This window comes from Brevibacterium sp. VCM10 (assembly GCF_000583215.1).
GTDB classification, from domain to species: Bacteria; Actinomycetota; Actinomycetes; order Actinomycetales; family Brevibacteriaceae; genus Brevibacterium; species Brevibacterium linens.
Genome location: NZ_JAJB01000023.1, coordinates 1 through 18,757 on the forward strand (window position 1 = coordinate 1; position 18,757 = coordinate 18,757).

General features: G+C 64.5%; 14 protein-coding genes. 1 reads left to right on the plus strand and 13 read right to left on the minus strand.

All coding sequences use genetic code 11. The features are described from left to right. Positions 1-24 precede the first annotated feature (24 nt). Genes secG through AD89_RS0106450 form a run of 10 tightly spaced genes read right to left on the minus strand, consistent with a single transcriptional unit; the run spans position 25 to position 13,621 of the window. A complete protein-coding gene (gene secG / locus AD89_RS0106405) occupies positions 25-270 on the minus strand; it encodes a preprotein translocase subunit SecG (protein WP_025777779.1) in 246 nt (81 codons plus the stop codon). Between the two features lie 55 nt (positions 271-325). Beyond that, complete coding sequence (tpiA, locus tag AD89_RS0106410) at positions 326-1,111, minus strand: triose-phosphate isomerase (RefSeq protein ID WP_025777780.1); 786 nt, start codon at positions 1,109-1,111, stop codon at positions 326-328. A gap of 14 nt (positions 1,112-1,125) precedes the next feature. Next, entirely contained in the window at positions 1,126-2,343 is a 1,218-nt protein-coding gene (locus tag AD89_RS0106415; protein WP_025777781.1) for a phosphoglycerate kinase, read from the minus strand. Next, positions 2,340-3,341, minus strand: coding sequence for a type I glyceraldehyde-3-phosphate dehydrogenase (gene gap / locus AD89_RS0106420; RefSeq protein ID WP_025777782.1), 1,002 nt, complete (start codon positions 3,339-3,341; stop codon positions 2,340-2,342). The genes AD89_RS0106415 and gap overlap by 4 nt, the downstream gene beginning before the upstream one ends. 9 nt (positions 3,342-3,350) lie before the next feature. Further along, positions 3,351-4,334 carry a DNA-binding protein WhiA gene (whiA, locus tag AD89_RS0106425; RefSeq protein WP_025777783.1) on the minus strand — a complete coding sequence of 328 codons (984 nt, stop codon included), beginning with the start codon at positions 4,332-4,334 and terminating at the stop codon, positions 3,351-3,353. A 25-nt stretch (positions 4,335-4,359) separates the two neighbouring features. After that, positions 4,360-5,355 (minus strand): gluconeogenesis factor YvcK family protein, encoded by a 996-nt coding sequence (locus tag AD89_RS0106430; protein ID WP_025777784.1) that lies wholly within the window; start codon positions 5,353-5,355, stop codon positions 4,360-4,362. A 1-nt stretch (position 5,356) separates the two neighbouring features. Then, a complete protein-coding gene (rapZ, locus tag AD89_RS0106435) occupies positions 5,357-6,271 on the minus strand; it encodes an RNase adapter RapZ (RefSeq protein ID WP_180956928.1) in 915 nt (304 codons plus the stop codon). Positions 6,272-6,331: 60 nt separating this feature from the next. After that, positions 6,332-8,191, minus strand: a complete 1,860-nt coding sequence (gene uvrC, locus AD89_RS0106440; RefSeq protein WP_025777786.1) for an excinuclease ABC subunit UvrC — start codon at positions 8,189-8,191, stop codon at positions 6,332-6,334. Between the two features lie 5 nt (positions 8,192-8,196). Then, entirely contained in the window at positions 8,197-11,067 is a 2,871-nt protein-coding gene (gene uvrA, locus AD89_RS0106445; protein WP_025777787.1) for an excinuclease ABC subunit UvrA, read from the minus strand. Between the two features lie 58 nt (positions 11,068-11,125). Beyond that, positions 11,126-13,621 carry a DEAD/DEAH box helicase gene (locus AD89_RS0106450; RefSeq protein WP_025777788.1) on the minus strand — a complete coding sequence of 832 codons (2,496 nt, stop codon included), beginning with the start codon at positions 13,619-13,621 and terminating at the stop codon, positions 11,126-11,128. A 65-nt stretch (positions 13,622-13,686) separates the two neighbouring features. Here AD89_RS0106450 and AD89_RS0106455 point away from each other — a divergent pair, with 65 nt between their 5' ends. Then, positions 13,687-13,977 carry a YciI family protein gene (locus AD89_RS0106455; RefSeq protein WP_025777789.1) on the plus strand — a complete coding sequence of 97 codons (291 nt, stop codon included), beginning with the start codon at positions 13,687-13,689 and terminating at the stop codon, positions 13,975-13,977. A 131-nt stretch (positions 13,978-14,108) separates the two neighbouring features. On the opposite strand, the gene AD89_RS0106460 is transcribed toward AD89_RS0106455, so the two are convergent. The 3 genes from AD89_RS0106460 to coaE form a co-directional block, all read right to left on the minus strand. Then, complete coding sequence (locus AD89_RS0106460) at positions 14,109-15,167, minus strand: TerC family protein (RefSeq protein ID WP_025777790.1); 1,059 nt, start codon at positions 15,165-15,167, stop codon at positions 14,109-14,111. 187 nt (positions 15,168-15,354) lie between these two features. Further along, complete coding sequence (gene uvrB / locus AD89_RS0106465) at positions 15,355-17,487, minus strand: excinuclease ABC subunit UvrB (protein WP_025777791.1); 2,133 nt, start codon at positions 17,485-17,487, stop codon at positions 15,355-15,357. A 90-nt stretch (positions 17,488-17,577) separates the two neighbouring features. Then, a complete protein-coding gene (coaE, locus tag AD89_RS0106470) occupies positions 17,578-18,753 on the minus strand; it encodes a dephospho-CoA kinase (protein ID WP_025777792.1) in 1,176 nt (391 codons plus the stop codon). Between the last annotated feature and the right edge of the window lie 4 nt (positions 18,754-18,757).

Consider the following 18,757-nt stretch of genomic DNA (forward strand, 5'->3'; position numbering starts at 1 on the left):
TCGGGGTCCTTCTCATTCGTCTGCTCAGGCGTTGAAGCGGGTGAGGACTCCCAGCAGGATGATGCAGGCCGCCCAGATGATCGCCATGAGCGTGGTGAACCGGTTGAGGTTGCGCTCGGCGACACCCGAGGACCCCAGCGACGAGGACATTCCGCCGCCGAACATGTCGGACATGCCACCGCCCTTGCCCTTGTGCATGAGGATCAGCAGGGTGAGGAAGACGCTCGTGAGCACAAGCAGCGCGATGAGAATGATGTTGAGGATTTCCACGTCGGATTCAACCTATGTTTCGTCGAGTGTTTCGTCGAATGATGCGTCTGTCAGTCTACTTCGCGACCGCGGCCTTGCACAAAGCGGCGAAGTCCGGGCCGCTCAGGCTCGCACCGCCCACCAACGCGCCGTCGACGTCTGCGGACGCGACGATCTCTGCCACATTGTCGGCCTTGACGGATCCGCCGTAGAGGATGCGGGTGGTCTGGGCCAGAGCGTCGCCGTACTTCTCACCGAGGCGCACTCGGATGGCCGACGCCATTTCGGCGGCATCGGCGGCCGTGGCGGTCTCTCCGGTGCCGATCGCCCACACGGGCTCGTAGGCGATGACGAGGCCGGAGAGATCGGAGGCGTCGAATCCGGCCAGGGATTCATCCATCTGCCCGAGCGTGAACTCGACGTGGCTCTTCTCCTGCCGCTGTTCGAGGGACTCCCCTACGCAGAGGATCGGCGTGAGTTCGGCCGAGAGTGCGGCCTTGATCTTCGCGGCCACGACCTCATTGGTCTCGTGGTTGTCCGCGCGGCGTTCGCTGTGGCCGATGACCACGTAGCTGCAGCCGAGCCGGGAGAGGAACGAAGCGGCGATCTCTCCCGTATGCGCTCCGGGAGCGTGCTGGGAGACGTCCTGGGCGCCGTATTTCAGCCACAGTTTGTCGCCTTGGACGAGGGTCTGCACCGAACGGATATCGGTGAATGGCGGGACGACGACGACTTCACAATGACTGTCGTCGAGTTTGGCGTCCTCGAGTGCCCAGGCAAGCTTCTGGACAGCGGAGATCGCCTCCAAGTGGTCGTGGTTCATCTTCCAGTTGCCTGCCAGCAGCAGGGTGCGGTCGTTCATGGTGTCTGTCTTCCTCATCCGAGTGCGTCGAGTCCGGGCAGGGTCTTGCCTTCGAGGTATTCGAGGCTGGCACCACCGCCGGTGGAGATATGGCCGAAAGCGTCGTCGGCGAAGCCGAGGCTGCGCACGGCGGCCGCGGAGTCACCGCCGCCGACCACGGTCAGCCGCTGTCCCTGACCGCTGCCGTCATCGGTCAGTGCCTGGGCGACGGCTTTGGTGCCGGCAGCGAAGGCCGGGAATTCGAAGACGCCCATCGGCCCGTTCCAGAACACGGTGGTCGAGCCCGCAATGATCTCGGCGTAGGTGCGGGCCGATTCGGGGCCGATGTCGAGGCCGAGGCCGTCGCCTCCTGCAGGAGTGTCTTCGAGTTCGGCGACGGGCCGGACCCAGTGTTCGGCATCGGCGGCGAAGGAGGCGGCCATGACGATGTCCGTAGGCAGGACGATGCGGGCCCCGCCGGACCGGGAGCGTTCGAGGTAGCCCACGACGTCGTCGATGCGGTCTTTCTCGACCAGGCTCGAACCGATGTCGTGGCCGAGCGCGGCGAGGAAGGTGAAGACCATTCCCCCGCCGATGAGCAGATTGTCGGCACGGTCGATGAGGTTGTCGATGACGCCGAGTTTGTCCGAGACCTTCGACCCGCCGAGGACGACGGTGAACGGTGAGGCGGGATCATTGAGCAGCCGGTCGCTGACTTCGACTTCCGCACGCACCAGCGAACCGGCATAGTGCGGGAGGAGGCCGGCGATGTCGTAGACCGAGGCCTGCTTGCGATGGACGACCCCGAAACCGTCGGAGACGAAGTCGTCGGCCAGTCCGGCCAAGCGGGACGCGAACTCCTGGCGCTGCGCATCGTCTTTCGCCGTCTCGCCCGGGTTGAAGCGGAGGTTCTCCAACAGCAGCACCTCGCCGTCGGACAGGGCCGCGGCCTTCGTCTGCGCATCCTCACCGACGGTGTCGGCGGCGAAGGCGACCGGACGGCCGATGGCGTCGGCGAGCTCGGGGACGATCGGGGCCAAGGAGAACTGCGGATCCGGTTCTCCCTTGGGCCGACCCAGATGCGACATCACGATGACCTTGGCTCCCGCCTCGGCGAGGGACCTGATGGTTCCGGCCGAAGCCAGGATGCGCCCCCGATCGGTGATGGTGCCGTCGTCCAGCGGCACATTGAGATCGCTGCGGACGAGCACCGTGTGGCCGGCGAAGATGCCCGCATCGTCGAATGTCCTCATGAGTCCCTTTCGCTGAGAATGTAGCTGACCATGTCTTTGAGTCGGTTCGTGTAGCCCCACTCGTTGTCGTACCAGGCCACGACCTTGATCTGGTCTCCCAGAACCATCGTGAGCTTGGAATCGACGATCGCCGAGGCGGTGGTGCCGACGATGTCGGTGGAGACGAGTTCGTCGGTGGAGAAGTCGAGATACGGTGATCCGTCCGCCGCGGAGGCGAGGATTGCGTTGACCTCGTCCCGGTCGGCGCCCGTGGACGTGGTGAAGGTGAAATCGATGATCGAACCGGCGGGCACGGGCACGCGCACGGCCAGTCCGTCGAGCTTGCCCTCGAGGTGGGGCATCACGCGGCCGACGGTGCGAGCGGCGCCGGTCGTGGTGGGCACGATGTTGACGGCGGCGGCGCGCGCCCGACGCAGATCCCGGTGGGGTCCGTCGACGAGCATCTGGTCGCCGGTGTAGGCGTGGACGGTGTTGAGCAGACCGGATTCGACGCCGAGGGCGTCGTCGAGTGCTTTGACGACGGTGGCCATGCAGTTCGTCGTGCACGAGGCGTTCGAGACCACGGAGTGCGCGGTCGGGTCGAAGACGTCTTCGTTCACGCCCATGACGAGGGTGGCGTCGACATCCTTTCCGGGGGCGGAGAGCACGACCGTCTGCACGGTGCCGCCGAGGTGGGCCTCGGCCTGGTCCTGACGCGTGAAGCGTCCGGTGGATTCGACGACGAGTTCGACCTTGTGCGAGCTCCAGTCGATGGCGGCCGGGTCGGCTTGGCTGGTCACGGCGATCTCGCGTCCGTCGACGATGATCGCCTCGTCGGCGGCGTCGACGTCATGGTTGAACCGCGGCCAGACGGAATCGTGGGAGAGCAGATGGGCCAGGGTCGTCGTATCGGTGAGATCGTTGATGGCCACGACCTCGAAATCGGCATCGGGTTCGAGGGACAGACGGAACAGGGCACGACCGATGCGGCCGAAGCCGTTGATGGCGATTCGTCTCATGCCTCGATCTTAGCGATCCTCGAGCATTTCCGGGGTCAGACTGGCTTCGGTACCGGGAATTCCCAGTTCTTCCGCATGCTTGTCCGCAGTCGACAGCAGCCTGCGGATCCGGCCGGCGACCGCGTCCTTCGTCATCGGCGGGTCGGCGAGCTGGCCGAGCTCCTCGAGAGACGCCTGTTTGTGAGTCACTCGCAGCTGACCGGCATAGCGGAGGTGTTCGGGGACCTCGTCGCCGAGGATCTCCAGTGCGCGTTCGACCCGAGCTCCGGCGGCCACAGCGGCACGTGCGGAGCGGCGCAGGTTCGCATCGTCGAAGTTCGCCAGACGGTTCGCGGTCGCGCGGACCTCCCGGCGCATCCGCCGTTCCTCCCAGACCAGCACGGCGCTGTGGGAGCCCATGCGGGTGAGCAGTGCGGCGATATCGTCGCCGTCGCGGATGACGACGCGATCGACTCCGCGGACTTCACGGGCCTTCGCACTCAGGCCGAGGCGACGAGCGGCGCCGACGAGGGCAAGAGCCGCCTCGGGGCCCGGGCACGTGACCTCGAGTGCCGAGGAGCGTCCCGGTTCGGTCAGGGAGCCGTGGGCGAGGAAGGCTCCGCGCCAGGCGGCCTCGGCATCGGCCACGGACCCGTTGACGATGGCCGAGGGCAGTCCGCGCACAGGCCTGCCGCGGTTGTCGACGAGTCCGGTCTGGCGGGCCAGCGCTCCCCCGTCACGGGTGACACGCAGCAGGTAGCGGTTGGAGCGGCGGATCCCGGCGGCATTGATGACGACGATGTCGGCATGCTGACCGTAGAGGTCCTTGATCTCCGCGCGCAGTCGCTTGGCGGCCTGAGCGGTGTCGAGTTCGGCCTCCAGGACGATCGAGCCGTTGACGAGGTGCAGAGCCGACGAGAAGCGGAAGATCGAGGACACCTCGGCCTTGCGGGCGGAGGTGCGTGTGATCGTCACACGCGCCAACTCGTCCTTGACCTGAGCGGTCAGTGCCATAGCTCGTCCTCCTGCACCTGAAGTTCTACCACTGCTCGGCGACGCCGATCCCGGCGTCCAACAACATGTCACGGTAGCATGCCGCGAGTTTGAGGCTGTCATGCTGTCCCTGCCTCCGTGAGCGCAAGGGACGTTCCCAGAGCTTCGCCCCGAACATGTCTTCGGCCCGGTCCGGCAGATCGGGTTCGAGTTCGGTGGCCGCCTCGTCGACGAGGACATAGTCCAAGGTCAGTGAGCGGGCATGTCGGTGGAGGGAGACGAGGTGTTCGCCGAGGCTCAGGTCCTTCGTCTCACCGTCGGTGGAGCTGAGGTTGAGCGTGAGGGATTTCACCGCGTTCGAGGTCACGATCGCCTCCGCGAGGGAGGGCACGAGCAGGTGAGGCATCACCGAGGTGTACCACGAGCCGGGGCCGAGGTTGAGGACATCGGCTTCCTCCACCGCGTCGACTGTCTCGTAGCGGGCCGGTGGGGCCGCCGGGTCGAGGCGTACGGTCTCGACGTGGCCGATTGTGGAGGCGAGCACGGATTGGCCGCGCACGACCTGGAAGGAGCCGGGGAACTTCACATCGGCTTCGATCGTCAGCGGCACCGAGGACATCGGCAGCACACGGCCGTGAGCGCGCAGCAGACGGGCCATCCAATCCAGGCCGGCCACATGGTCGCCGTGGATCTGCCACAGGGCGGCGATGAGCAGATTGCCCACTGCGTGACCGTCCAGCTCCCCCGCCGATTCGAAGCGGTGCTGGATGACGTCACGCCACGTCTGACCCCAGGTTCCGTCATCGCAGAGTGCGGCCAGCGCCATCCGCAGATCACCGGGAGGCAGTCCGCCGAGTTCGTCGCGCAGACGTCCGGATGAGCCGCCGTCATCGGCGACGGTGACGACCGCAGTGAGGTCTTCGGTGAGCAGGCGGAACGCCCTCAGCGCCGCATAGAGACCGTGGCCGCCGCCGAAGGAGACGATATTGGGACCGTCCTTCTGTGCGCCCGTGGAGATGACGGGCAGATCTTCGGTCTCCATGTCATTCTCTTCCCAGATCACGGTGACGTACGGTGACCGGAATCCCGGTCCGGGCCGAGAGCAGTCGTCCGACGCGTTCGCTGATCGCCACGGAGCGGTGTTTGCCGCCGGTGCAGCCGATCCCGATCATCGCATATCCGCGTCCCTCGTGCAGATACCCTTCGGCGACCGTGGACAGAGTTGCGGCATAGCGTTCGATGAATTCCTCGGCGCCGTTCTGCTCGAGAACGTAGTCGGCGACATCGGAGTCGAGCCCGTTGTGTCCGCGCAGATGGGGAATCCAGTACGGGTTGGGCAGGAAGCGGACGTCGGCGACGTGGTCGGCGTCCTTCGGCAGTCCGTATTTGAATCCGAAGCTCATCACCGTCAGGCGCAGCGGTGGGGTGTCATCGTCGCTGAAGCGCTTGCGCACCTCGGCAGACAGCTGGTGCACGTTGAGCTCGGAGGTGTCGACGATGATATCGGCGCGGTGTCTGAGGGACTCGAGCTCGGCACGTTCGGCTTCGATGCCGTCGAGCAGGGTCCCCTCCCCCTGCAGAGGATGGGGTCGCCTCGTCGATTCGAACCGTCGGACGAGGACTTCGTCGGAGGCGTCGAGGAAGACGATGCGCAGGGACAGACCCTGATCGACGAAATCGCTGATCGTCTCCTGCAGCTCGGTGTACTTCGTCCGGCCCTTGGCATCGATGACGATCGCGATCTTCGGCAGGGCGCCATCGGCTCGAGCGACGAGCTCGACGAGCGGACGCATCATCTGCGGGGGCAGGTTGTCGACGACGTACCAGTCCATGTCTTCGAGCACATTGGCCACGGTCGTGCGGCCGGCTCCGGACATGCCGGTGACGAGCACCACCTCGATGGGGTGGTCGGATCCGTTCGATTCGGCCTGCACGCTCACGCGTCCTCCTCTGCTCATGCCCGTTCGGTCGGCGGGATCAGTGTCCCTCGGCACTACTCTAGGGCAGAATCGCAGAGCTCAGTCGGTCAGAGCCCCGACGATCTTCGCGGCGAGAGCGGGACCGATCCCCTTGACCTCGCAGATCTCTTCGGCGGTGGCGGCGCGGACCTTCTTCACGGATCCGAAATGACGCAGCAGAGCGGTGCGCTTCGATTCCCCGAGCCCCGGGATCTCGTCGAGCACCGAGCTCGTCATCGCCTTTGCACGTTTGGACCGGTGATAGGTGATGGCGAAGCGATGGGCCTCATCCCGCAGGCGCTGCATGAGGAAGAGACCTTCGGAGTTGCGTGGGAGGATGACGGGGAACGGATCGTCGGGAACCCAGATCTCTTCGAGTCGTTTGGCCAGACCGACGACCGAGATGTCGACGATGCCGAGATCGGTCAGTGCTCGCGTCGCTGCCGCAACCTGCGGGCCCGCACCGTCGACGACGAGGAGGCTGGGCCGGTAGCCGAAGCGCTCGTCGGGTTCCTCGGAGGTCATCTGCTCGAGGTAGCGGCTGAAGCGACGTGAGACGACGTCGTACATCGATGCCGTATCGTCGGCCGCCGCGTCCCCGTGGATGGCGAAGTGTCGGTAGTCACGCTTCTTCGCCATGCCGTCCTCGAACACGACGAGGGAGGCGACGACGTTCGACCCCTGGGTGTGGGAGATGTCGATGCATTCGATGCGCAGCGGTGCTTCCGCCAGGTCGAGGTGCTCCTGGATCTCCTTGAGCGCCTGGCTGCGTGTCGTCAGGTCGGAGAAGCGCTTGAGCTTGTGCTGGACGAGCGCTTCCTTCGCGTTCTTCCCCACCGTCTCCAAGGCCGCCTTCTTCTCACCGCGTTCGGGCACCCGCACGGTCACTCGGGAACCACGCTGCTGGCTCAGCCACGCCTCCAGCGAATCGAGATCCGCCGGCAGAGTGTCGACGAGGATCTCCTTCGGGATGGCATCGGCGTCGAGGCCGGAGTAGGCCTGACGCAGGTAGTCGGTGGTCAGCTCGGCGGGAGTGTGGTCATCGGAGCGTTCGATGATCCAGCCGCGCTGACCGCGGATGCGACCCTGGCGCACATGGAAGACCTGGACGGAGGCTTCGAGCTCCTCGGTGACGAGGGCGAAGATATCGCAGTCGGCGCTCACGGACAGGACCACAGCCGATTTGTCGAGGACCTTCTGCAGCGCGGAGATCTCGTCGCGCAGACGGGCCGCGCGCTCATAGTCGAGTTCTGCCGCGGCGCTGGCCATCTCCTTCTGCCGGTGGCTGATGAAACGGCCGGTGTTGCCGGACATGAAATCTGAGATGCTGCGGGCGAGATCCTTGTGATCGCCCTTGCTGATCTGGCCGACGCAGGGGGCTGCGCATTTGTCGATGTATCCGAGCAGACAGGGTCTGCCGCTGCGTTCGGCCCGGCGGTAGACGCCTGCTGTGCAGGTCCGCATGGGGAAGGCCCTGAGCAGCAGATCGAGCGTGTCCTTGATCGCCCACACCTGGGCGAACGGACCGAAGTACTTCACGCCCTTGCGTCGCTTTCCGCGAGTGATGAAGGCACGAGGCACCTCGTCGTTCATCGTGATCGCCAGATACGGATAGGACTTGTCGTCGCGGAACATGACGTTGAACCGCGGATTGAACTCGTTGATCCACGTCCATTCGAGCTGGAGCGCTTCGACCTCGGTGTCGACGACGGTCCATTCGACCGAGTTCGCGGTGTGAACCATCGTCGAGGTGCGCGGATGCAGCGCGGCGGGATTGGCGAAGTACGAGTTGAGTCGGTTGCGGAGGTTCTTCGCCTTCCCGACGTAGATCACCCGCCGATCGGGGTCCCGGAACTTGTAGACCCCGGCCGAGGTGGGGATCGACCCGGTGGCCGGACGGTAGGTGGATGGCTCAGGCATTCGGATCAGGACTTGAGAATCGGTTTGAGGAACCGTCCGGTGTGGGATTCGGCCACCTCGGCGACCTCTTCGGGGGTGCCCTGGGCGATGATCTGCCCACCACCGCGACCGCCCTCCGGTCCGAGGTCGATGATGTGATCGGCGTTGCCGATGACGTCGAGGTTGTGTTCGATGACGATGACCGTATTGCCCTTGTCGACGAGTCCCTGGAGGACCATGAGCAGCTTCGAGATGTCCTCGAAGTGCAGTCCGGTCGTCGGTTCGTCGAGCACGTAGACGGTGCGGCCGCGGGAGCGCTTCTGCAGTTCCGCGGCGAGTTTGACACGCTGGGCCTCACCGCCGGAGAGAGTCGTGGCCGGCTGCCCGAGTCGGACATAGCCGAGCCCCACTTCGACGAGCGTCTTGAGGTGTCGCGAGATCGCCGGAATCGCGGCGAAGAAGTCGTTGGCCTCTTCGATGGGCATATCGAGGACTTCGGCGATGTTCTTGCCCTTGAACGTGACTTCCAGCGTCTCGCGGTTGTACCGGGCGCCCTGGCAGACCTCGCAGGGGACGTAGACGTCGGGCAGGAAGTTCATCTCGATCTTGATCGTGCCGTCGCCGCTGCAGTTCTCACAGCGTCCGCCCTTGACGTTGAACGAGAACCGTCCGGGCAGATAGCCGCGGACCTTCGCCGATTCGGTTTCGGCGAACAGTCGGCGCACATGGTCGAAGACGCCGGTGTAGGTCGCGGGGTTCGACCGCGGGGTCCGCCCGATCGGCGACTGGTCGACGTGGACGACCTTGTCGAGGTTGTCCAAACCGGTCACGCGCTTGTGCCGTCCCGGCACCCGGGACGCGCCGTTGAGGACATTCGCCATCTGCGTGTAGAGGATCTCGTTGACCAGGGTCGACTTGCCCGACCCGGAGACGCCGGTGACGGCGGTGAGTACGCCGAGGGGGAAGGACACCGTGACGTCGCGCAGGTTGTTCTCCACGGCCTTCTCGACGGTGACCATCCGGTCCTTGTCGACGGGACGGCGGGTCGGCGGGATCTGGATCGCTCGTCGACCGGAGAGATAGTCGCCGGTGATCGATCCGTCGGCATCCTTCAGGCCGGTGACAGGACCGGAGTAGACGACCTCTCCCCCGTGCTCGCCGGCACCGGGCCCGATGTCGACGATCCAGTCGGCGGATTCGATGGTGTCCTCATCGTGTTCGACGACGATGAGGGTGTTGCCGAGATCCTTGAGCTTGTTGAGCGTTTCGATGAGTCGGCGGTTGTCACGCTGGTGCAGACCGATCGAGGGCTCGTCGAGGACGTAGAGGACGCCGACGAGGCCGGAGCCGATCTGTGTGGCCAGGCGGATGCGCTGGGCCTCACCGCCGGAGAGCGTACCGGCGGCCCGGTTGAGGCTGAGGTAGTCGAGGCCGACGTCGAGGAGGAAGCCGAGGCGGGCGTTGATCTCCTTCATCACCTGCGCCGCCACCGCGGCGTCCCGGGAGCTCAGTTCGAGGGAACCGAGGAAGGAGGCCGCTTCGTCGAGGGCGAGTTCGGAGACCTCGGCGATGGATCTGCCGCCGACCTTGACGGCGAGGATCTCCGGTTTGAGGCGCGTACCGTCGCAGCTGGCGCACGGGATCTCCCGCATATAGGACTCGTAGCGTTCCCGCGACCACTCGGATTCGGTTTCCTCGTGCTTGCGCTGAATGTATTGGTAGACGCCCTCGAAGCCCGTCGAGTATGTGCGTTCGCGGCCGAAACGGTTCTTGTACTTCACGTGGACCTTGTAGTCCTTGCCCGTGAGTATCGCAGTCTTCGCAGTCTTCGGCAGCTTCTTCCACGGCGTCTTCATATCGAAGCCGAGTTCGTCGCCGAGGCCCTTGAGCAGACGGTTGAAGTACTTCGCGACCTGTTTGCCGCCCGACCAGGGGGCGATGGCCCCGGAGCCGAGGCTGAGGTCCTCGTCGGGGACGACGAGAGCTTCGTCGACCTGCAGGCGGGTGCCGATGCCGTCGCAGGTGGGGCAGGCGCCGAAGGGCGAGTTGAAGGAGAACGAGCGGGGTTCGATCTCGTCGATCGTCAGGGGGTGCTCGTTCGGGCAGGACATATGCTCCGAGAATGTGCGCGTCGTGCCCGCGTCGACGAGTTCGACGTCGATGCGTCCATCGGCCAACCCCAGCGCGGTTTCGACGGAGTCGGTCAGGCGCGGGCGCATTCCCGATTTGGCGACGAGGCGGTCGACGACCACGGAGATCGTGTGCTTGTACTGCTTCTCCAGGGTCGGCGGTTCGCTCAGGCTGATCTGCTCACCGTCGACGATCGCCCGGGAGAAGCCCTTGGACTGCAGGTCGGTGAAGAGGTCGACGAATTCGCCCTTGCGGGAGCGGATGACGGGAGCGAGGACGAGGAACTTCGTGCGTTCCTCGAGTTCGAGCAGCTGGTCGACGATCTGCTGCGGTGTCTGCTTCGTGATGACCTCACCGCAGACGGGGCAGTGCGGGGTGCCGATCCGTGCCCACAGCAGGCGCAGGAAGTCATAGACCTCGGTGATCGTGCCGACGGTCGAACGCGGATTGCGCGAGGTCGACTTCTGGTCGATCGACACCGCCGGGGACAGCCCTTCGATGAAGTCGACGTCGGGTTTGTCCATCTGCCCGAGGAACATCCGGGCATAGGAGGACAGGGATTCGACGTAGCGTCGCTGACCCTCGGCGAAGATCGTGTCGAAGGCCAGCGACGATTTGCCGGAACCGGACAAGCCGGTGAACACGACCATCGAGTCGCGCGGCAGCGCGATCTCGACGTTCTTGAGATTGTGCGCTCGGGCTCCCTTGACCCACAGGGTGTCGAGATGGGAAACGCCTGTCACTTGCTCACCGTTATTGGTTTTCATCACCTGACCACTGTATTACTCGGCACTGACATTGCTGTATTCGCAACGGTTCGAAGACTCATCCGCCGATCTCTCCGACGGAGAGGATGCGGAGCACGATGTCTCCGGATTCGTCGCTGGCGGCCACGTCCACCTCGGCGTCGACGGCCCAGTCCCTGTTGTCGTCGGGGTCGGCGAGGATCTGGCGGACGCTCCATGTGTCTGAACCGGGTGTGATGTCGATATATTCCCGTCCCCGGGCCTTCTGGTCGACGATGAGCTCTCCGTATTCGTCGTAGAAGTCCTCGATCGCGTCTTCCCAGGCACGGGAGTCGAATCCGGATTCGGCGTCGAGGCGGCCGAGTTCCGTGTAGTTCGCACGTTCGGCCAGCAGCACTCGGTGGAACAGGGCATTGCGGATCTCCGCGGTGAACACCTTCGTGTTCTCGGAGAAGCGGCGGTCGAGGGCCGGCAGATCGTCGGTAGCTTGAGTGGGGTCGAGACCCTGCAGTGTGCGCCATTCGTCGAGCAGCGACGAATCCGTCCGTGCGATGGTCTCACCACACCATTCGATGATGGTCTCGAGTTCCTCGGTCCGGTTCTCCGCGGGCACGTTGTGGAGCAGCGCGCGGTAGACGTCGGTGAGGTAGCGCAGCAGGCTGCCCTCGGCCCGGGCGAGGCTGTAGTAGCCGACGAACTGGGTGAAGCCCATGGCCTGCTCGATCATGTCGCGGACGACGGATTTGGGTTCGAAGCCGCCCCGGTGGAGCCAGGGATGAGTCTCAACGAAATGGTCGAAGGCCGGTTCGAGCATCTCAGCCAGGGGTGCGGGGCTTTCGATCTCGTCGAGGATCGCCATGCGTTCGGCGTATTCGACGCCTTCGGCTTTGAGCTCGGCCAGGGTCTCCCCCTTGATCCGGTCGAGTTGGCCCTTCAGGATCTGGAACGGCACCGAGGTGGTCGCCTCGACGATGGATACGACGTCGAGGGCGTAGGTGTCGTCGTTCTCGTCGAGAAGGTCGAGTGCGGCGAGAACGAAGGGAGCCAGGGGCTGGTTGAGCGCGAACTGGGGGCCGAGGTCCTGGGTGGCGATGAGTTCGCTGCCGCGGACCTCGATGAGTCCGGCGTCGAGGAGGGAACGTCCGATGCTGATCGCGGTGAGTTTGAGGTCGAGCCGGCGGTCCCTGCTCTCATGCGTCTTGTCGATGAAGTCGCTGATGGTCGAGACATCGGAGCCGGGGCGGGCGACGAGGTTGAGGATCGTCGAATGGTCGATCTTCATCCGCGGCCGCAGGGTCTCGGATTCGCCTTCGATGAGTTTTGCGAAGGTCTCTTCGGACCAGCCGACGAAGCCGACGGGGGCGGCTTTCTTCTTGACCTTCTTCTTTTTCTTCTTCTCATCGTTCGCGGCCTTCGCTTCGGCCTTGAGGTTGTCGATGACGTGTTCGGGGGCTTGGGCGATGACGTAGCCGCGGGTGTCGAAGCCGGCTCGCCCGGCACGCCCGGCGAGCTGTTGGAATTCGCGGACGCTGAGCCTGCGCATCTTCCGCCCGTCGAACTTCGTCAATCCGGTCAGCAGCACGGAGCGGATGGGCACGTTGATGCCCACGCCCAGGGTGTCCGTGCCGGAGATGACGAGCAGCAGACCCTTCAGCGCGAGCTGTTCGATGAGTCGGCGGTACTTCGGCAGCATCCCCGCGTGGTGGACGCCGACGCCGTGCAGCAGCAGTTTGCGCAGGCTGGTCCCGAATCCCTTGCCGAAGGTGAAGCCCTTGATGGCGGCGGCGATCGCCGCCTTCTGCTCCTTCGATGCGAGGTCGACCGAGAGCAGATTGGTGGCGAGGTCGATGGCGCCGTTCTGGGAGTATGAGACGACGTAGACCGGGGCCTTGTCGTTGCGGACGAGCCCGCGCAGCGTGTCCGACAACGTCTCTGTCGAATATTCGTACTCGAGCGGGACGGGTCTGGTCGCCGAGGTGACCACGGAGGAGTCCCGTCCGGTCGTCTCCGTCATGGTTCGCCGGATGTCGGCGGTGTCGCCCAGGGTGGCGGACATGAGGACGAACTGGGTCTGCGGCATCTCGAGGAGGGGCACCTGCCAGGCCCATCCGCGCGAGGGGTCGGCGACATAGTGGAATTCGTCCATGACGACCATTCCCGCGTCGAGCATTCCGCCTTCGCGCAGCGCCTGATTGGCCAGGATCTCCGCCGTGGCGCAGATGACGGGAGCGTCCGGGTTGACGGTGGAGTCACCGGTGATCATGCCGACGTTCTCGGCTCCGAAGGCGTCGATGAGGGAGAAGAACTTCTCGCTCACCAGGGCCTTGAGCGGGGCCGTGTAGTACGACCGGATCCCGCGGGTGAAGGACTGGTAGAGGGCGAAGAGGGCGACGAGTGACTTCCCCGAACCGGTCGGGGTCGCCATGATCGTATTGTCGCCGGCGAGGATCGTGAGGAACGCCTCGTCCTGAGCCGGGTACGGCTCGACACCGATCTCTGCGCAGTATTCGCCGAAGGACTCATAGATCGTGTCGTCGTCCGCGAATTCCGCTGGGATCTCCTGCAATCTGGCCACGCTGATGCACAGACCTTTCCGATTAGACTGGTTCCATCCTATTGCTCGACACCGAGGAGTCACACATGCCGGTCTTCGCCGTCACCTATCACTATGGTCCCGATACGGATACGCGGATGGAGCACCGCCCTGCGCACCGACGCTGGCAGGCGGAGATGAATGAGGCCGGGACGATCCTGGCATCCGGTCCCCTGGACAACGATCCCCAGCCGGGAGGACTGCTGATCTTCAGCGCCGCCGACCGTGGAGAGGTCGAGGGCCACCTCGCGGCCGATCCCTATGCGTCGCTCGGAGTCATCGAGTCGACGGACATCCGCGAGTGGACCCCCGTGTTCGGACCCTTCGCCCAGGGCTGAGGGCGGCACCGCGCGTCCGGGTCCGCCCGGCAGAGCAGAGCGGAGCGGGGTCCGTCTCGAGAGATCGAGACGGACCCCGCTCGTTCTGCGCCGGCTCCGAACCCGCGCCTGAATGACCGGGTCCGGTCGGCTCAGGCCTTTTCGGACTCGTCGGTGCTCATGTCTCGGAATGAGATGCCGTCCTTCTTCATCTTCATCAGTGAGGCCAGAGTGGCCACCACCATGGCGAAGACGATGAAAGTCAGAGACAGCCAGGTCGGCACTTCGGGGATCGAATGACCCCAGGAGAGGAACTCCCAATCGCTCGAATGCAGAGCGTGGATGATGAGTTTGACGCCGATGAAGCCGAGGATCGCAGCGATTCCGTAGTGGAGGTAGACGAGCTTGTCGACGAGCCCTCCGAGCAGGAAGTACAGCTGACGCAGTCCCATGAGGGCGAACACGTTCGCGGTGAACACGAGGAACGCGTTCTGGGTGACGCCGAAGATCGCGGGGATCGAGTCGAGCGCGAACATCACATCGGTCGAACCGATGGCGATGAACACGATGAACATCGGGGTCCAGTACTTCTTGTTGTCGTCGAGGGTCACACGCAGCTTGTTGCCGTGGTATTCGTCGACGACGTTGATCCGCTTCCGCAGGAACCGGATGAGGCCGTTCTCGCCGTCTCCTTCGTCTTCGGAGCTGAAGGCCTGCCGGTAGGCGACGATGAGGAGGAAGATGCCGAAGATGAAGAAGACCTCGACGAAGGCGCTGATGATCGCCGCACCCGCGAGAATGAAGATGCCGCGGAAGACGATGGCGATGATGATGCCGACCATGAGCACTTCCTGCTGGTACTTCCGCGGTACCGAGAAGCTGCCCATGATGATGATGAAGACGAACAGGTTGTCGATGCTCAACGAGTACTCGAGCAGCCAGCCGGTGAGGAATTCGCTGCCGTGCTGGGCATCGCCGATGGCGAACAGCGCACCGGCGAAGACCAGCGCCAGGGCGACGTAGAAGGCGACCCAGATGCTCGCTTCGCGCATCGACGGGGTGTGTGGTCGTTTGACGACGAGGAGGAGGTCGAAGACGAGGATCGCAACGACGATGATTCCCGAGGTGATCATGAACCAGACGGGAATCGGAGATTCGCTCGCTGCAGCGGCGTTGCCGCCGGCGGCCAGCGTGGAGGACAGGATATCCATGGATGCCTTTCGTGGTGAATAGGATGTATCCAGGTCGAAAGTCTCTCCCACGCGGTGAATCTGCGTGCGCTCCGCGTCCGGACCCCTGTGTGGAGTCGTGGTGACGACCGCGGATGGACGGGATACTCCCTTTCGCCAGCACACCAGTATAAACACGCGAGCATCGCTCGCGCGTCACCGGTGCGGCTCAGGCGTGCCCGGCCTCTTTCATCTGACGCAGCTCCTGCTTGAGGTCGGAGAGCTCATCGCGCAGACGTGCGGCGAGCTCGAACTGCAGTTCCGCGGCAGCCGAATGCATCTGCGAGGTCAGCGATTCGATGAGTTCTGTGAGGTCAGCGGCCGGCGGGCGGAGCGAACCGCTTTGGCCCGCGGCTTCCCTCTGTTCGTCGGTCAGGGTCGAGTTGTAACCGCGTTTTCCCTTGCCGTAGTCGAACTCCGTGAGCAGCTCACGCGTGTCCTCGTCCTCACGCTGCAGTCGTTCGGTGATATCTGCGATCCGCTTGACCAGCGGCGCCGGATCGATTCCGTGCTCGTCGTTGTAGGCGATCTGTATGGCACGCCTGCGGTCGGTCTCGTCGATGGCCGTGCGCATCGAATCCGTGATGGTGTCGGCGTACATGTGCACCTGGCCGTTGAGGTTGCGAGCGGCACGACCGACCGTCTGGATGAGCGATGTCGACGACCGGAGGAAGCCTTCCTTGTCGGCATCGAGGATCGCCACGAGGGAGACCTCGGGCAGGTCGAGGCCCTCCCGCAGCAGGTTGATGCCGACCAGCACATCGAATTCACCGGCGCGCAGTTCTGTGAGCAGTTCCACACGACGCAGGGTGTCGACGTCGGAGTGGAGGTATTGGACCCGGATATCGTGTTCGAGCAGATAGTCGGTGAGATCTTCGGCCATCTTCTTCGTCAGCGTGGTCACGAGCACACGCTCATTCGCATCGACGCGTGTCTTGATCTCATCGAGCAGGTCGTCGATCTGCCCCTTCGTCGGTTTGACCTTGATCTCCGGGTCGACGAGGCCGGTGGGGCGGATGATCTGCTGGACGTAGCCGTTGGAGTTGCCGAGTTCGAAGTTGCCGGGCGTGGCCGACAGGTACACGCTCTGTCCCACCCGCTCCCGGAACTCGTCGAACTTCAGCGGCCGGTTGTCCATGGCGCTGGGCAGGCGGAATCCGTGTTCGACGAGCGTGCGCTTGCGTGACATATCCCCTTCGTACATGCCGCCGATCTGCGGGACGGTGACATGCGATTCGTCGATGACGAGGAGGAAGTCCTCGGGGAAGTAGTCGAGCAGACAGTTCGGTGCCGAACCGGGTGCGCGACCGTCGATATGCCGGGAGTAGTTCTCGATGCCGGAGGTGAAGCCCATCGATTCCATCATCTCGAGGTCATAGGTCGTGCGCATCTTCAGCCGCTGCGCTTCGAGCAGCTTGTTCTGAGACTCGAATTCGCTCAGCTGCTTCTGCAGCTCGTCCTCGATCCCGCTGATGGCCTTCGCCATCCGGTTCTCACCGGCGACATAGTGGCTGGCCGGGAACACGTGGATGGTCTCCTCGTCGCGGACGATCTCACCCGTCAGGGGGTGGAGGGTCTGCAGCGATTCGATCTCGTCGCCGAAGAACTCGATGCGCAGCGCGAGCTCCTCGTACTGCGGGATGATCTCGACGGTGTCTCCGCGCACACGGAAAGTCCCGCGGGTGAAGGCCATATCATTGCGGGCGTACTGCATCGACACGAAGCGTTTGAGCAGTTCGTCCCGATCGCATTCGTCGCCCTTGTGAAGGGTGACCATCCGGTCGACGTACTCCTCGGGTGTGCCGAGACCGTAGATGCACGACACCGTCGAGACCACGACGACGTCGCGTCTGGTCAGCAGCGAGTTCGTGGCCGAGTGCCGGAGACGTTCGACTTCGTCGTTGATCGAGGAGTCCTTCTCGATGAACGTGTCCGTCTGCGGCACATAGGCTTCCGGCTGGTAGTAGTCGTAGTAGGAGACGAAGTACTCGACCGCGTTGTTGGGCAGCAACTGTCGGAACTCGTTCGCCAGCTGCGCGGCGAGAGTTTTGTTCGGCGCCATGATCAGGGTCGGTCTCTGCACCTGCTCGATGAGCCATGCCGTCGTCGCCGACTTGCCTGTGCCGGTGGCACCGAGGAGGACGATGTCCCGCTCTCCTGCGTCGAGCCGGTCGGAGATCTCTCGGATCGCCGTCGGTTGGTCACCGGAGGGAGAGTACTCGGAGACGACCTCGAAGGGCGCCACTTCGCGGGTGACGTCGGGGCGGTGGCCGATAGCTGGCAGGGGGCGTTCTGAGCTCATAGTCCAACCCTAGCCCCCGCCCCTGACATTGGGCAGATCGGAGTCGGAACGACAGCCTCGGCGAAGTGCCTGCCGACATGTGTCAGCGTGTCAGTCGAAGCTGTCGGGCACCAGTCGGCGGCGCATCTGCAGGAAGTACGGTTCCTTCGATTCCGCATATGTTCGTATCATCTGCCCGTTCGTCCCGCCCGCAGCCTTGGCTTCGGCCACACGGTCTCTCTTCAACTCGAGGTAACGGTCCCGCTCCCCCGGGTCTGCGATGAGCAGGTCACGGAATGCGCGGGCGAAGCGCACACCGACCGAGTCCGCGGTGCGCACATGCAGATTGACGGCGCGGCCGGGGTCCGTGTTCGCGTGGAACCATTTCCCTTCGGTCGACTCTTCGCCGAGGTGGTCGCACATCTCGGCTCCCGGATAACCGAGTTCGGCCAGTCGGGGTGCCAGCTCCCTGGCGGCGGTGAGATCGGGGACGAGGAGCTGCAGATCGATGACGTCCTTGGCTGGCAGTCCCGGCACAGAGGTGGAGCCGATATGTTCGATGGCGAACTTCTCGCCCGTGCCGTGTCGCAGCTTCCTGATCGCTCTCTGCGCGTCACCGATCCAGTCGGCATCCGCGGGATCGACGAGTTCGAGGGCTGCCTTCGGTGCCCGCTGCCCGGACGCGAGATTGGCGGCGAAGGGGCGGATCCGGGATTCGATGAGCCGGGCGACCGCGGCCTTCGTCTCGTCGACGGGACCGGAGTTGTCAATGGTGACATCGCAGGCTGCTCGGCGGGTGTCGTCATCGGCTTGGCGGGAGATCCGTGCGGCGGCGTCGTCGCGGTCCATTCCGCGGGAGTCCATGAGCCGCTGAAGGCGCACCTCGGCGGGCACGTCGACGAGGAGATTGAGGTGGTAGGCCGGTGTCATGTCGTTCTCGACGAGCAGCGGAACGTCGTGGACGACGATCTCGGCGTCGGCGTGTCTGGCGAAGTGTTCGGCGGTGCGGTCGCGGATCGCCGGATGCATCAGGCCGTTGAGCCGTGCTGTGTGGTCGGAGTCGACGAAGGCTGCCGCGGCCAGTGCCTGCCGGTCGAGCGAACCGTCGGAGTGCAGCACCTGCGGCCCGAAGGCCTCGGCCAGCTTCTCGAGCAGCGGCTGTCCGGGTTCGACGACTTCGCGGGCGATCCTGTCGGCGTCGACGAGCACAGCCCCGTGTTCGACGAGCATTGCGGACACCGTTGACTTTCCGGCGCCGATTCCACCGGTGAGACCGATTCTCAGCATGGGA